Below are 14,883 nucleotides of genomic sequence, written 5' to 3'. Positions count from 1 at the left end.
TAGCCGACGGCTACTAAAATAATATCTTTCCTGAATTGTTTTCCTTTAAAATATCCCATTTATGATTCTCCTCACTCTGTTTTGCAAAAGTTTAGCTTAGTTTTAAAAACTTTGCAACAGAACCATACAAACTAATTTGTTAATGTACATTTTTCTTTTTTGATATGGTGAGGCCAAATAAGGATGACGAAAAAAGGGAATTTATTATTTGGGATTTATTTACAATTTCAAGGAGGGATTTTTTCATGTAGTTATCTAATTAGATTAATAATCAAATGAAATAATATTAAATTTATTTGAAATAAAAAGTTGGATAAATTTTAACTTCATTAAGTTTTATTGTTATTTACAATAATTATAACAATAAAAAAATGAAAATATAATACTTTTAATATATGAATTTATAGTTTAACATTTGGAATTGTAAGGGGGTGAAAAAATGGAATCTATGACAATTAAATCTCAAAAAGGTAATTTATACCTATATGCTCTTGCGATTGTTGGTGTTGCATCAATTTATGCTTTAGTAAATGCTGGACTAATTCTTCAACTTGCAGGAAAGGTTGCATGGACAGGTGTAAATGCAACAGCAATTTCTTCAATTTTAAATATGATTATTAATGGCGCAAGCATTGGTGGTGCAGTAGCTGCAGTTGTAGGTGTAGCACTTGGTGGACCGGTAACAGCTGTAATCACTGCTATCGGACGAGGCATGTTAATTAAATGGGTAAGACAACGTGGCTTCTCATCAGTTGTAAAATTCTAATTACTAGGAAAAATCAAGGTAACCATAAGGTTGCCTTGATTTTTTAAATGGAGGTTAAATTGGAAAACTATTTTATTTTTTTTAATAAGTATGCTACAAAAATAGCACTTTCAATATATTTGTTCGGAATGGCATTTGCATTAATATTATTCCTAATTTTAAATATAGATTTTGGTGAGATTACCTTTAATAACGATATTGGTAATTTTTTCGATATTTTTATACACAACTTAAAAGTTCAGATGTTTATATTTATGGGGGCGTTGCTTTTAGGTATTCCAACAATCATTTTATTGTTTATAAATGGTTTCTCTATTGGAATGACGGTGGCACAAGCTATTATTTCTGAAAATCTAATAGAATTACTATTACACATTTTACCACACGGGATATTTGAAATACCCGGATTTCTTATAATTTCTATACTTTCTTATCAAGTATTATCTGTTTTTAATCAAGAGAAAAAGTTGAAGGCACTTTTTGGATTTTTTAATGAAAAAAAATATTTATTTTTACTAAGTTTCATATTAACATTTGTTGCTGCATTAATTGAAGGAATATAAATAAAAAATTGAGGTGTAGTCAGTGCAAGAGTATATAGAAAAAGGATCAATTTATAAGTTCTTAGTTTCACCAATTAAAAATTTAAAAAAGAAGAATTTAAAAGAACCCTTATTATTATTAACCCTACTCTTTATAGGAATAACAATAGTAAGCGGAGTAATTAGTAGCAAATTTATATTGAATAATGAAGCTGTTACAGAAATTCAATCAAGTATCACCGTAGAGAAAGGAAGATTAAATTTATTTTTAATTATAATTACATCATTTATGGCAATATTGAACGGGTTTACTAGCAATATTATTATTGCCTTTATATATAAAATAATTTTTATCCTTTCAACAAAAGATGTGAATTTTAGAAAAGTCTATTATATTTTCTTTTATATTGGCACTATTTCTTTACTAGGTGTAGTCTTTAATGGCGGATTATCTATTTTAGGTGACTATAACACGATTCAAAGTTTTTCTAGTCTTTCATTTATTATGTCAGATAACACCTATATTAAAGCTTTGTTAAAGCTTTTGGATGTTTTCTTTATTATTCAAGTTTACATTTTGGGATTATTCTTAAAAGAAATAGCTTGTTATTCTTGGAAAATCACGTTTTTAATTCTTATAGTACATACAGCAATTATGTATGTATCTCAACTCTTTATTTAATAAGGAGAATTTAATAAATGCTAAAATCAATGTTTATATATGTTTTATTCTACTCAAAATATATAATTCAACACAGAATAGAAAGTTTAGAAAAAGTTTTCCTGAAATTTAATAAGGAAGTATACTTTAGAAGATATGGATATATTATTTATACACTTTTCTTTATCCTAAAAATTTCATTCGAATGTATTATTTATTTAGGAATTTCATATTTTCTCAGTCTATATCTTAATAGTTTTGAAGCATGGATAATGTATTATTTATATTTTGTAGGTATCATTGGTGTTATCAATGGGATATCACTTACAAAAAGAGTTTTATCGCCAGTAGATAAAAACATTCTATATCTATTACCCTACTCTAATAGAAACCTATATTTATATACGTGGTTGTTAAAGTTCAGTGTTCATAATATAAATTCAATACTACAATCCATTATATTAGGAATATCTATATATATTATGTTTGGGAACGTTAACTATTTTATTTTACTGTTAATTGGACTTTTAATTTGTAGCATCATGGTATCTTATATTGTCACATTGTACATATGTGTTTTTTATGTCAAATGTATTCAAACAGGTTATAAAATAGCAGCTTTTATTACATCAATATTTAAAGGTTTAATGATATATATTTGTACATACTTTATAGCAAATTGGATTGTACACTGGCTCATCTCTGTAGAAGATATAAGACAGATATCTACTTGGAAAAACTTAATAGATGTATTTTTCAAACAAATTAAGATCTATATTTTTGAATTGAACATAAAAGAATTAGTGTATAGCAATAGCTTCAATAATATTATATTTACTGCTGTTACTATATTAGTGGTTGTTGTGGGGAGTATTCACTATTTATTGGCTGGAAAATGGTATAGATCTCAATGGGAGACACCGTTTAAAGGTGATTACTCTGATTGGATTTTGGTCTTAAACAATTTCTTTAATAAATTTGTTAAATCTCCTTTACTAAAAGTACAAATTCAAAACTTTTTTAACAACCGAATTCAACTTAGCCACCATTATTCTTACTTTTTTGGGCACTACTTTAATTACGCCTTTATCGCCCTTTCTAGTATAGTAGCTACGCTTCCGAATACTGGAAGTGTGGATATTGTTAAATTTGTTTTAATATATATCATATTTAATTCAATTTCAAAAGATGCATATGAAACTATAACCTTATTTCCTGGATTATTACGTTTTGATAGTGATAGTGGGATATTACGCTTATATAGAATGTCGAATGTTTCATTTAGTAAGCTATATCATTCAAAAATTCAATTTCAGAGGTTTTTAGGTTCTGTTGAAATGTTTTGTATTGTTATAATCTGTTTATGCATTATCAAACCTAGCTTACAAGAAACATTTTTTATTAGTTGTGTGATTACTTTAAATTACTGTATTACCCCTCACATAACTACACTATCTACATATATGTTCCCGCATCTACATAATCAGCACTACTCAGAAATGGAAGATTATGTAGAGACAGAGTTTGTTATAGATAAAGTGGCTTATCAATTCCGACAAATTATATTTTTCTGCACAGCTACACCCTTTTTAATGTTAATATTCTTAGAAATTAATACAGATTGGATTTATCTGATCATTGGTAGTTTGTTTGTTATTATAAGTTTTGTCAGCTTGAAATTGATTAAAAATATTATAAAAAAAGCCGAGTTCAAACTCAATCAAATGGATATGTAAGGGAGTTAGTATGTTATTACAAGTAAATAATTTAAACAAGGCATATAAAAAATCAGAAGATGTGTTGAAAAATCTCAACTTTAGTATGAATTCAGATGAAAGGGTTGCAATTATAGGTAGGAACGGTGTTGGAAAATCGACCCTTTTAAAAATAGTCTCAGGATTATTAATACCAAATGAAGGTTCAATTTTGTTTCAAAATCTAGATTTATTGAAAAAGCCTGAGCTTCGTAAAGAGATTGGTTTTGTCTTTACAGAACCGATATTTTATGAAAGTTTAACAGTGGAAGAAAATCTAATATTTATAGCCTCACTTTATAAGGTGAAATCAATTAAAGGTACGGTTCGGGAGAGGATGAAAAAATTTAATATATATGATTTTAGACAAAAGAAAATTTCATCTCTATCCAGCGGTATGAAGCAAAAAGTACAAATTTGTGCATCTACCATCCATAATCCTAAATTATTAATCATGGATGAACCTTTTAATAAACTAGATTCCCTATCTCTTGAATTTTTATATGAATTTATATTAAATTTTGATGGCGGAATCTTATTTACGAGTCATGATAAAGAACACATATATAACTTAGCAACTAATATATTGGTTTTAAAAGATAAAGAAATATCACCTGGAATGGAACATCCAAATAAAAACGTTTCCCATACTGATTTTTATAAATGGTATGATGAAATTTTATAAAAAGGAAGGTATACCATGCAAAATAACTATTTTGAAACTGTAAAATTAACTTTAAAAAAAGACGTTAAATCAATTGAAACTTGGAGTGTTTTTTTTATTTTCTTTTTTGTTACATTATTTAGCTTGAAAAAGTTTGATAATGCTGGATTACCTATGTACATAAAAGTTTTTGCGATTTCTTTAGTAACGTTTATTATATGCTATCTTATTAAATGTTATAGAATCTTTAAGAAAAATAAAAAAAATTCAATTAAACAATAATTTAGGTTCTGTTCCAAATTATTTTCGGACTAATTCCAGCGAATAAAGCTGCAAAATTAGATCCGATTGAAGCGTTACGTTATGAGTAATTAATATTGTAGTAGAACTACACATTACCGTTCTAGTGGGCGGTTCGTAGCCTCTTGCATGAGGAAAGTGAACCGCCCGTTAGAATGGGTTATATAAATAGAAGGCGGCGTGTTATAATGGAAGCGAATTTAAATACACAAAAAGCTGGCGGAGAAGAGCCATCATTATTTGGAATGATCATTTCTCCTGGTTTACAGTTTGAGCGAATGAAAACGAGCGAGAAAGTTTGGGGTATGTTTTTCTTAGTTGCATTGTTACAAGGGCTTGTAGGTGGTTTGACGACATATGTCGTCAATACGTCACCTGAAATGATTAAAATGCAAAAAGAACTAGGTGAGCTTGCTGGAAAGGGTTCAATTACATCGGAAGTTATTTATGGAATTGGATCTAGTTTTGCTGGTGCAATAGTTGGAGCACTATTTATAGCAGCTATTTATAAAATATTTATGATGTTCTTTGGTAATGATACTCCTTACAAAACCTTATTGAATATTGTAGTTTATACAAACATTGTCCTTATTATTGGTGGACTTATTAATACAATTTTAAGTCTAATCTTTGGTAGTGGAACGACTCAGTATACTAGTTTAGGATTATTATTTAAGGAAGGTACATTTGCATACGGAATTGGTAATACAATTGAAATATTCTATGTATGGAATTTAGTTTTAATTTGGCTCGGATTACACATTACAGCTGGATTAAGTAAGGTGAAAGCATCAATTCCAATTATTGTTCTATTCATTATTAAAGCGGTATTCTTAGCGGCAATTATGGTATTAATAGCGAAATTTTTACCGGGGATGCCGATGTAAATAAATTCTGTTCATTATGAAAAAATCAGTAATAGATTTGCAACATTATTAACTGGTTCCTTAACGTACAAGGTACCGGTTAATTTGTGTCCAAAATGTGTCTAAACGTACAATTTTCTTTTTTTGATATGGTGGCCCATGCCCATCAACTTAAGAAAACAAATCCACTCCAAAACGAAAAAATGAGCTTTTTTATTACAAGTTAGGACAAAATCTCGTTCTGGGGGAGGTGTATTTTCTTAGCTTGATGGCGATGGGGCGGTACCCCTAGATTGGTACTATCAGTATGTCCAAGCTTCTTAGATTTTTTGCACTAGAGCCATAAAAACTATGACAAAGTTTATCCGCTTTTCCTTTTTGCCTACTTGTTAAATTCAGCAAGTAAAATATTTTTAAAAGGATCAGGACTATTAGCTCTACCCATACTGTTCAAACTGACGGCCAACGTATGCTTGCCTCCAATTGTACCTCCAGCAAAAGTAACAAACCCTGGAATGCCACCTGAGTGCCCCCATATTGAGACACCGTTGGGAAGCTTATTTTCATAGATTCCAAGACCATATCTGCCGATTTCAGCAATTCCTGTAGGAACTGTAGTAAGCATTTGTTTTAGTTGCTGTTCCTTCAGTAATTTGCCACCGAGCAAGGAAGAGAAAAATTTGTTTAAGTCGTCAGCAGTAGAAATCATATCTCCAGCCGAGCTGCCTATACTGGGGTTAAAATAGGTAACGTCTTTTAGCTCACTTGCCCCTTCTGGTTGGACATAGCCACGGGCATGCTTGGTGCCTGGAATAACGCTTGAATTGCCAGGTAGGAATGTATTCGACAATTCAAGCGGTTCAATAATCCGATTTTCAATCTCTTCCGCATAGCTGTTTCCGGTTACTTTTTCAATAAGGATACCCAGTAATACATATCCTGTGTTTGAATAAGACCAGCCCTTTCCTGGGGCAAAGTCTGGGGGCATCGAAAGTCCAATCTTCACTAGTTCTTCAGCGGTATACGATCTTTTTGTGTCCATAATATCAGCTTCTTTTGACCTTAAGTATTCAGCGATACCACTTGTATGGTTCAATATCTGACGGACAGTAATCTGTTTAGCATCATATCCGTTTCCTTGAATGACACCAGGCAACCATTTTTCGATGGAGTCGTCTAGATTCAGGCGGTTCTCTCCAGCTAATTGAAGTACAACCGTTGCAGTGAACGTCTTCGTTACGCTGCCAATACGAAAGCGAAAATCTGTTTTCATTGGTTTCTTGGTGTTCAGATCCGCTACCCCAGCGGCATACCCCCAAGTTTTTCCACCCTCAGAAGTTTTAGCAAGTATCCCCGGGTATCCAAGTTGTAATGTATCCCGCATAGCTTGCTTGACGGAATTACGATCTCGTTGCGTGCTTGTTTGTGACGAACTAGATACATTTTGAGTGGGCTCTGCTTTTACAATTGAGGTTGGTGTTGTGTATAACAGGGAACTTCCAGCTATTAAAAGGGCCAAACTTGCACATGTAATTTGACTACGTGTTTTCATAAGGCATTCCTCTCCTCTATTCATATTGTATAGGTGGTTGCTTGCTGTTTCATACTAACCATACAGCTATCATCTCTACCAATGACAAAAGGTCAACATTGAATTCGTAATCATCTTCATAATGATTATTTTTACAAACACCATTCTGTCCTATTTTTGTTAGCACCACTTAACCTTAACAAAACTTCGCAACAGAACCAAACTTTATTATAAAGCTACAGTATTGGTCTTTATCTTGTCTTTCTTGCATTATTTTTTAGGATGGACCGTACCATTCGAGTAATAATCCACCATATACTCCCATGTATACTTACCATAAGTAGTAGTCATATCCAAGTATCTTATACCATTAGCACCAGGAGATCCCATATAGTAAGTAAATGGATAGGATTTAGATGCTAACTCTTCTTTAAATGTTGTTTCATAATCAATTAATCTATTATATTTTGTAATATTAGTTGTAGTAGTACCGGCAATTTTCTCATCGTACTCCATATCCACTCCAATAGTTCCTATTCTCTTATTTACATAAGCTTGTGGAAGGATATAGCTTCCGTCTGTATAGGAAAGTGTTCCATTTATCATGCTTTTTTTAACAACTTTTAGTAAGTAATCGGGTTTGTTCAGAACTGTACCATTTTGTTGGGTATCGCCATGAAAATACCAATTAGGCTGTAGAAGCACTACATCAAAAAGATTGGTTTGATTGGTTACCCAAGCTACTCTTCTTAAAATATCAGTATCTGTATCAACATAAGGAGCCCATGCTAATTTTTTGTATCCGTTTGTGGAAGAAGAAGCCCATGTATCAAGCGCTTTAAATAGCTGGACAGTCACATTAGAGTTCATACTATTATTTAATTTACTCCAATAATCTCCAGTATATACTGTAGCTTTAGTACCATTTGGATCAGCAGTATCTTTATAAACATGTTCAACATTAACGTAAATACCTACTATATTGTTTGTCCAGATTACACTACCTAATTCGGTTTTGAATTTTTCTAGTTCTGCGGTAAGAGGGTCAGATTTAAAATCTGTACTGTTTGAACCTCTATGTAAAGTCCCTAACCAAATTTTTGCACTACTATCTTTTGCTATGATTTTTTTGATTAAATCTAATTTTAATTTGTAATCAGTATCATCATGAACAGAAATTTTCGGTGATAAAACAATAAACTGGTTGGCTCCTTTCATGAGATTCGTAAGCTCAGTATCTGTATATGTGTTATAAGTGGTAGAAGCAGCAGGATCAATTTTTCCAGCATACATAAGAACCGATTTCATAGATGGACCAAACGTAGTTGCTGCCTCTGCGTGATTAGTTGCCCCAAATAAAGATGGCAGCAATAAAGCTGCGGCAGTTACAGTAGGTAACAGAAACCTTCTTAATTCCCTAATCATACATTTCCCCCTATTTTAGTTAAATTTTGTATCTTTAGGGGTTATGACAACGATTTATTCTTTTTCGGGCCACTTGCAAAAAAATTTCAAATATATGATAAAACAATAACTTTAAGGAAATTAGATTTGAAGTTTTCAAGGAAATCTTCTTGAAATGTGTTCCGTAAATTTATTTTTAGCAGTATTTACAAGTATTCTGTAAACAAACCTTGTTAAATTCTTCTTAAAAAGTTAACGGAACTCTAATTCTGATAACTAAAATAATGAGTGGCTCCAAAAAGTAGTAATTTTTTCCGTACCCCTAATAGAGAATACTATCTGTGCATTATCCTGGAAACATAGGATCTTTAATCGCATACTCTTTTGGCGGTTCTGCTTCCATTAGGTTTCGTATAAAATAGTCCCATCGTCGACGTATAAAGTAAACATCTTCCGAAATCCCATGATGCCGATTAGGAAGAATCAGCAGGTCAAAGTCTTTGTTTTCTTTAATCAAAGCATTTGCCATTCGCATGGTTAAAGCGGGATGGACATTATCATCCAGGTCTCCTGTCACCAAAAGTAATTTTCCATTTAGGTTCTTAACCAATTTTGTGTTATCTTGTTCACGGTATAGTTCTGAATTGAAAAGTCCTTGAAAACGTTCTCCCCAAGCCGCTAGGTATAAGCGTTGATCATGGTTCCCGCACCCTGATACTGCTACCTTATATACATCCGGATAAGTCAGTATAGCTCGAGCAGCTGCATAACCTCCTCCAGACTCACCGTAAATACCTACTTTCTTTGAATCTAGAAAAGGATACTGCTCTGCAAGCTGCTTAATAGCTACTACATGATCTTCAAGCCCTGCAGACCATTCCAGTCTCTCGTTAGAAAAATCATGAAATTCCTTTGACCTATAAGGAGTACCTCTTCCGTCCATTAGAATAACAGCAAAACCAAGCTGTGCAAAAGATTGAGCACCGCCCACTTGATCAAATGGTAGCCCTAATGCATACTCTCCCCCCCAAGTAAATTCTTTCGGTGTGCGAGTTATTTGAGGGCCCCCATAAATATAATCTAGGATGGGATATTTACAACCTTTGTTTATTTTTGCAGGAGGAATGAGTATTCCGTACAAATCCGTTATCCCGTCGGCAGCCTTGACAGTGAAACGCTTTGGAATTTGATATCCATTTGATAAGAGAAGTTGAATATCAGCTTGCTCTAATGTACAAATTAATTTTCCATCTGTTGAACGTAAAACTGATTTAGGTGGCATATCTACACGCGAAAAAGTATCTATAAAAAAACAATAATCAGGAGAAACAGACACGTTATGCTCGGCATTCTCCGGGGTAAGGAGCACTAAGTTTGATCCATCTAGCCGAGCTCGATAAAGGTGCTGAAAATAAGGATCACGTTCCGGTTCTCGGCCACCTGCAGTAAAATACACCCATCCTTCTTTTTCATCAACACCAATGAGTCGACGGACTGTCCAAGGTCCAGAGGTAATTCTATTTTTTAGTCTTCCTGTACGACTATCATAAAGATAAAGGTGTGACCAGCCGTCGCGCTCGGAATGCCAAATAAAAGAATTATCATGGCATAACCATTGGACATTTATACGCCCTTCGCCACTTTTAAGGTTGTAGAGGTCGGTAAATAAGAAAGTCTCACTCGTCTCCTCTAACAAAGCTTGAGTTTCACCAGTTTTTGCATGAGCGGCAACAAATTGCATAGATCGATAATCGCGAGACATTTTTGTGAAATAAACAAAGCCGCTGTCGTTTGTCCAATAAGCTGTTTGACAACCAGGGCTTAACGGTGACAAATGTCCAATAATCATAGGTTCTGTATCCAATTGAATCATCGATTGCTGTTCAATATCACAAATTACAAATTGGGCTAATGGAAGGTGTTTATCTCCGACTAGCGGATAACGGTATGAATGGATGACAGGTGGCTTTGCATCTTCAGAAGGAACAGACTGTATAAGAGCCATTTTTCGCACATTACGTTGATCAAGCCGGTGTGTCAAAATTTGTTTGGAATCTGGAGACCACAGTGCTGCTGGTGGAACCTTTTGGTTAGATAATCGTTTAAGGATAACGGAAGTTTCTGATTCCGGCTGAGTACCATAATCATAGTATCGTTTACCATCATGAGTTAATTGGATGATTTGTCCTGTTTCTAAAGAACGTACAAATAAGTTATATCCCTTGATAAATGCAGCCCAACGCCCATCAGGGGATGGAAGTTCATGCGCAGATAATTTTTTAGTTTTGATTTGTTTACAATGATAGTTAGTTAGATCGCAAATCCATGTGGATTCATCTACTTCAAATTGAATAGCCCTCTCATCATTGACATAGGTAAAGAAATTGAAGGGAAGGTTATCTGGATCGAACTGACGGTTCATTGCATTGGAGAGAGATTCTGCAAGCCTAGCATGATCGAAAGCAGGTTCTTTAGTATTTGACCATGGATTAACTATTACAAATTGCTTGCCGCGTCCGCTTTCTTTTCGTATATCCCTTTGATACCAAAAGCGGCTTCCTTTATCTAGCCAATTAGGAAAAACCTTGCCGTTAAATACATCTTTTATAGCGTTCCAAGAAAGTAGACGCTCTGCTTTCTCATAGTGTTCATCGGTTACTGATAATGTCATATCTATCACTCCTTTAATTATTTATAACATCCACGTTAGTGTAGTAAAAACATAGAATCATTCATTTTTCTCATATTCAAGGACTTACATAAAATACGAATCTAAACAGCTTATAGGTGAATTCTTCTTATTTTGGACAGACCTTACATGTTCTTTGCACCTACTTTTTCATTACATGCATCATTTCAAGCCATTTGACATGTAAGTATCATGATGTACAAGTCTTTTAGATTTCTTTGATATTAGCAGGGTTTTTTAATCTTACATTTCTTTGTAAGATTTTTAAATGCTCTTTCATGTAAGATAACATCATCTTACAATGTTGCTCTTTCCCCAAACTTTCATTTATCTTACAATAACCTTACAAAAGGAAAATTTTAGTTTTAAGCAAGGTTTTAATTAGTGGAAACGGGGGAAGAGAAAGTGGAGAGAACGATTATAATCGTTGATGATGAGCTTGAAATCATAGAGATACTAAGACTTTTTTTGGAAATGGAAGGCTTTTCGATACTGGAAGCGCGTGATGGTAAATCAGCTTTAAACCTTATACAGAAATTCAAAGTTGATCTAGCTATTATTGACATTATGATGCCCAATATTAATGGATACGAATTGATTAAAATAGTTCGGAAAGAATACAAAATGCCTATTATTATTCTTTCTGCTAAAAATCAGGAAATGGATAAAATTATGGGATTAGGACTAGGAGCAGATGATTTTATATCGAAACCATTCAGCTTGTTGGAGGTATTAGCACGAATCCAAGCTCAACTTCGAAGAACATATGATTTTAATGTTAACTCGTTAAATCAAGAGCGCTCTCAAACGTACTTTGATGACCTGGTGTTGGATCATCGCTCTTGTATTCTTTATAAGCAAGGACGCGAAATTAAACTTAGCGCTCTAGAGTATAAATTATTGAAGTTATTTATGGGGGAGCCAGGTCGTATTTTTACCAAAAAGCAAATCTTTGAGAACGTATGGTCTGATTACTATTGTTCAGATGACAATACTATCATGGTTCAAATTAGTAGATTGCGAGAAAAAATAGAAGATCATGCAAGAAATCCAGTATATTTAAAAACTGTACGAGGTTTAGGTTATCGATTTGCGAAGAAGGAAGAATTGAATGAACGATAAAAATAAAATATTTAACACCTTAATTAAAACTTATGTTTTCTTCTCGTTGACTCTTGGAATTAGTGTTGTTGTCCTACTTGTCATTTTAAATTTTCAAATGAAACAGAAGTTCGAAAATACTGTATTGTCTAATTTAAGAGCGACTGAAATTGTAAGACAGAACTACTCAGACATTCCCACCGATGCAATTGAGTCATTTAATGGATGGATTGAAATTCTCGATGAAAATTTGCACGTTGTTTATATCAAAGGGAAAAAACAAGATAACTCATTCGCCTATACGGAAAAAGAATTAAATAGCCTTTTTTATGACCAAAAGGAAAATCCGTATTACACTTCTCTAGCACCATTTAAAGCAAAAGACGGTAAAACGGCCTATTGTCTCATTAAGATTCCCAAAACATATATAAAGCAAGAATTCACAGTAACAAGTGCAGCGAAAGACCATATTACAGCTTTTATAAAATTGTTGCTTCAAACCTTTCTTCTTTTTCTCTTTTTATTCGGGATTAATGTCTATATATATAGCCGATGGATGGCTATGAAAATAACCAATCCGTTACTTTCAATCGCTAATGGAATTAGAAACATTACGAATGGCTATTACTACAAAAGGCTTCATTTTAAGGCAAACTATGAATTAATGAAAATACAAAATTATTTTAACCTTATGGCTGAAAAACTAGAAAAAACAGAAATGGAGAAAAAACAATTAGAAGAAAGCAAGAAGCGCATGCTTGTCCATATTTCTCATGATTTAAAAACTCCTATTACAACTATTCAGGGCTATGTTGAAGCACTGCAAATGGGTCTTATTAAGGAGGAAGCGAAGAAACAGCAAGCTTTACGTATCATACATACAAAAGCACGACTCGTTACAGAATTAATTGAGGATGTTTTTGAATTGTCTAAACTTGAAAGCACCGACTATCCATTTGTGACTGAAATGCTGGATATTTCTGAATTTATTCGTGAAATATCTGCCGAATATTATGGACTGTTTGAAGAAAAACATTTTCACTTTCAATTCGAAATCCCTTCTCAGGAAATACTCGTTTCTTTTAACTATACATTATTATATCGAGCCGTTTCTAACGTACTGTCCAACGCCTTAAAATACAACCCAGAAGGAACGAATGTCTTCGTTTCGCTAATAGAAGATACTCAAAAGATACATATTAATATCATCGATGATGGCATTGGTATTCCTAATTCTATAAAAGAAAAAGTATTTGAAGCATTTTTCAGGGGAGACCAATCAAGAAAAAGTGATGGGGGAACAGGTCTCGGTTTAACAATTTCAAAACATATTGCGGAGAAACACGGAGGTCAAATTTACTTACATACTGACGAAGGAAAAACGAAATTTCAAATCACCTTACCTAAAGCTGGTTACAATAAGAATCTAGTACAAAATTAAAAAGACTTATGTACTTTACTCGCATAAGTCTTTTGGTTCTGGTGCAAAGTTTTCTACATGAAGCTACACTCTAGAAAACAGGATCTAGGAGGTTCTGGTGCAAAAACTTCAGGGGAATTGCAAATAATCTCTAAATCTTGGACATACTGATACTATTATTCTAAAAAAGGTGTGTGATCGGTATGAAAAAGGAAAATTTGTTCAAATGGAAGCGTTATCAACCTGATATTATCGTATTAACGGTAAGATGGTACCTACGGTACAACCTAAGTTTTCGTGATTTGGTGGAAATGATGGAGGAACGAGGTTTGTCTATTGCTCACACCACTATTATACGTTGGGTACATCAATATGGACCTGAATTAGATGAAAGAGTACGACGTCATCTTAAGACAACAAATGATTCTTGGAGAGTCGATGAAACGTATGTGAAAGTCAAAGGGCAATGAATGTATTTATATCGCGCAGTCGATTCAGAAGGAAATACCATTGATTTTTATCTCAGTGAATCAAGAGATAAACAAGCAGCCAAGCGCTTTTTCAAGAAAGTCTTGGCTGCTTCTCATATTTGTAAACCTCACGTAATAACAGTAGATAAGAACCCTGCCTATGCTGTAGCGATTCAAGAATTAAAAGAAGAGAAATGTATGCCTGAAGGCATACAACTAAGGCAAGTTAAATATCTCAATAATATAGTGGAACAAGATCACCGTTTCATTAAGAAACGTGTACGTTCTATGTTAGGATTCAAGTCATATGAAACAGCCACTTCTATATTGAGTGGCGTGGAAACCATGCATATAATGAAAAAAGGACAACTTCACTTACAGGTGAAGTCTGTCCAAAATGAAGTTAGATTCATACATAAATGATTTGGAATTGCATCATAATCTACCATTGAACAGTCTATGCAGGTTTCTATGCTTCTATCAAATGATTTTTGCACCAGAACCCTTTTATGCTATACTCTTAAAGAGAACGTAACAGTGACAAGTCTCTTCTATGTATAAATATCTTGTCACTGATCTTTTCTCTTGTGTCTTCTTCTTGCATCTTGAAAGAGCCACAATCCCAGCCATTGGGGATTGTGGCTCTTTTGCTTTCTTAGTTTTTTATTATGAATTTTCTCTCAAAATATGTTCAACTTCTTCTATACTTAATTTA

The 14,883-nt window shown here is 33.3% G+C and carries 12 protein-coding genes and 2 pseudogenes; 11 read left to right on the top strand and 3 right to left on the bottom strand.

Annotated elements, in window-relative coordinates:
* The first annotated feature begins 439 nt into the window (after positions 1-439).
* The 8 genes and pseudogenes from AC1M36_RS27795 to yknW all read left to right on the top strand — a co-directional run bounded on the left by AC1M36_RS27795 (position 440) and on the right by yknW (position 5,574).
* Positions 440-766 (top strand): putative cyclic bacteriocin, encoded by a 327-nt coding sequence (locus AC1M36_RS27795; protein WP_336454436.1) that lies wholly within the window; start codon positions 440-442, stop codon positions 764-766.
* A gap of 59 nt (positions 767-825) precedes the next feature.
* Positions 826-1,329 carry a stage II sporulation protein M gene (locus AC1M36_RS27790; RefSeq protein WP_174103854.1) on the top strand — a complete coding sequence of 168 codons (504 nt, stop codon included), beginning with the start codon at positions 826-828 and terminating at the stop codon, positions 1,327-1,329.
* 22 nt (positions 1,330-1,351) lie between these two features.
* Positions 1,352-1,990 carry a YIP1 family protein gene (locus tag AC1M36_RS27785; protein WP_174103855.1) on the top strand — a complete coding sequence of 213 codons (639 nt, stop codon included), beginning with the start codon at positions 1,352-1,354 and terminating at the stop codon, positions 1,988-1,990.
* A gap of 17 nt (positions 1,991-2,007) precedes the next feature.
* The gene (locus AC1M36_RS27780; RefSeq protein WP_479846477.1) at positions 2,008-3,705 is read left to right on the top strand and encodes a hypothetical protein; all 1,698 of its coding nucleotides are present in this window, start codon (positions 2,008-2,010) and stop codon (positions 3,703-3,705) included.
* A gap of 10 nt (positions 3,706-3,715) precedes the next feature.
* Positions 3,716-4,408, top strand: a complete 693-nt coding sequence (locus AC1M36_RS27775; RefSeq protein ID WP_336454434.1) for an ABC transporter ATP-binding protein — start codon at positions 3,716-3,718, stop codon at positions 4,406-4,408.
* 15 nt (positions 4,409-4,423) lie between these two features.
* A complete protein-coding gene (locus AC1M36_RS27770) occupies positions 4,424-4,669 on the top strand; it encodes a hypothetical protein (protein ID WP_336454433.1) in 246 nt (81 codons plus the stop codon).
* A 5-nt stretch (positions 4,670-4,674) separates the two neighbouring features.
* Positions 4,675-4,758, top strand: a pseudogene (locus AC1M36_RS27765) (hypothetical protein); the annotation flags it as partial.
* Between the two features lie 117 nt (positions 4,759-4,875).
* Positions 4,876-5,574, top strand: a complete 699-nt coding sequence (gene yknW / locus AC1M36_RS27760; protein WP_336454432.1) for a YknW family membrane protein — start codon at positions 4,876-4,878, stop codon at positions 5,572-5,574.
* 361 nt (positions 5,575-5,935) lie between these two features.
* Here the strand turns inward: yknW and AC1M36_RS27755 are convergent, their stop codons facing one another.
* The 3 genes from AC1M36_RS27755 to AC1M36_RS27745 form a co-directional block, all read right to left on the bottom strand.
* Entirely contained in the window at positions 5,936-7,105 is a 1,170-nt protein-coding gene (locus AC1M36_RS27755; RefSeq protein ID WP_241818996.1) for a serine hydrolase domain-containing protein, read from the bottom strand.
* A gap of 249 nt (positions 7,106-7,354) precedes the next feature.
* Positions 7,355-8,509, bottom strand: a complete 1,155-nt coding sequence (locus AC1M36_RS27750; protein WP_241818997.1) for a hypothetical protein — start codon at positions 8,507-8,509, stop codon at positions 7,355-7,357.
* Positions 8,510-8,834: 325 nt separating this feature from the next.
* Positions 8,835-11,159 (bottom strand): S9 family peptidase, encoded by a 2,325-nt coding sequence (locus AC1M36_RS27745; RefSeq protein WP_336454429.1) that lies wholly within the window; start codon positions 11,157-11,159, stop codon positions 8,835-8,837.
* A 423-nt stretch (positions 11,160-11,582) separates the two neighbouring features.
* Here AC1M36_RS27745 and AC1M36_RS27740 point away from each other — a divergent pair, with 423 nt between their 5' ends.
* From AC1M36_RS27740 to AC1M36_RS27730, 3 genes and pseudogenes are all read left to right on the top strand, one after another.
* A complete protein-coding gene (locus AC1M36_RS27740) occupies positions 11,583-12,299 on the top strand; it encodes a response regulator transcription factor (protein WP_336454428.1) in 717 nt (238 codons plus the stop codon).
* A complete protein-coding gene (locus AC1M36_RS27735; RefSeq protein WP_479846476.1) occupies positions 12,289-13,719 on the top strand; it encodes a sensor histidine kinase in 1,431 nt (476 codons plus the stop codon). Before AC1M36_RS27740 ends, AC1M36_RS27735 begins: the two co-directional genes overlap by 11 nt.
* 182 nt (positions 13,720-13,901) lie before the next feature.
* Positions 13,902-14,591, top strand: a pseudogene (locus AC1M36_RS27730) (IS6 family transposase).
* The last annotated feature ends 292 nt before the right edge of the window (positions 14,592-14,883 follow it).

The sequence above is a fragment of the Bacillus sp. Medicinal_06 genome (assembly GCF_056711665.1).
This window is presented reverse-complemented; position numbering and strand designations above follow the sequence as displayed.

Bases quoted from the DNA above. Each gene is read 5' to 3' on its own strand.
- AC1M36_RS27795 (WP_336454436.1), top strand. From the start codon at position 440: ATGGAATCTATGACAATTAAATCTCAAAAAGGTAATTTATACCTATAT.
- AC1M36_RS27780 (WP_479846477.1), top strand. From the start codon at position 2,008: ATGCTAAAATCAATGTTTATATATGTTTTATTCTACTCAAAATATATA.
- AC1M36_RS27775 (WP_336454434.1), top strand. From the start codon at position 3,716: ATGTTATTACAAGTAAATAATTTAAACAAGGCATATAAAAAATCAGAA.
- AC1M36_RS27770 (WP_336454433.1), top strand. From the start codon at position 4,424: ATGCAAAATAACTATTTTGAAACTGTAAAATTAACTTTAAAAAAAGAC.
- yknW (WP_336454432.1), top strand. From the start codon at position 4,876: ATGGAAGCGAATTTAAATACACAAAAAGCTGGCGGAGAAGAGCCATCA.
- AC1M36_RS27755 (WP_241818996.1), bottom strand. From the start codon at position 7,105: ATGAAAACACGTAGTCAAATTACATGTGCAAGTTTGGCCCTTTTAATA.
- AC1M36_RS27750 (WP_241818997.1), bottom strand. From the start codon at position 8,509: ATGATTAGGGAATTAAGAAGGTTTCTGTTACCTACTGTAACTGCCGCA.
- AC1M36_RS27745 (WP_336454429.1), bottom strand. From the start codon at position 11,159: ATGACATTATCAGTAACCGATGAACACTATGAGAAAGCAGAGCGTCTA.
- AC1M36_RS27735 (WP_479846476.1), top strand. From the start codon at position 12,289: ATGAACGATAAAAATAAAATATTTAACACCTTAATTAAAACTTATGTT.